Source organism: Marinobacter sp. AC-23 (genome assembly GCF_001858325.1).
GTDB lineage: Bacteria > Pseudomonadota > Gammaproteobacteria > Pseudomonadales > Oleiphilaceae > Marinobacter.
The window spans coordinates 1-322 of the sequence record NZ_MBPP01000102.1; the positions used below are offsets into that span (position 1 = coordinate 1).

General features: G+C 40.4%; 2 protein-coding genes. Both read left to right on the forward strand.

Annotation, left to right across the window (positions count from 1 at the left end):
- Window positions 1-63 precede the first annotated feature (63 nt).
- Window positions 64-171 carry a hypothetical protein gene (locus tag BCA33_RS20385; protein ID WP_234006895.1) on the forward strand — a complete coding sequence of 36 codons (108 nt, stop codon included), beginning with the start codon at window positions 64-66 and terminating at the stop codon, window positions 169-171.
- The gene (locus tag BCA33_RS20390; protein WP_230682221.1) at window positions 164-280 is read left to right on the forward strand and encodes a hypothetical protein; all 117 of its coding nucleotides are present in this window, start codon (window positions 164-166) and stop codon (window positions 278-280) included. Before BCA33_RS20385 ends, BCA33_RS20390 begins: the two co-directional genes overlap by 8 nt.
- Window positions 281-322 lie beyond the last annotated feature (42 nt).

The window sequence follows — 322 nt, forward strand, 5'->3', positions numbered from 1 at the left end:
TACCTGAGCCCCCAATATCAAAGGAAATGATAGCATTGAAAGACTCGGGGATATCTAACAGCAATACCTGATCACTACTTCGCACTAGTTTCTCGGTACGATATCTATGATCCAATATCAAAGGAAATGATAGCATTGAAGGACTCGGGGATATCTAACAGCAATACCTGATCACTACTTCGCACTAGTTTCTCGGTACGATATCTATGATCCAATATCAAAGGAAATGATAGCATTGAAGGACTCGGGGATATCTATGATCCAATATCAAAGGAAATGATAGCATTGAAGGAGTCGACAGATCTACAGCAACTACCTGATC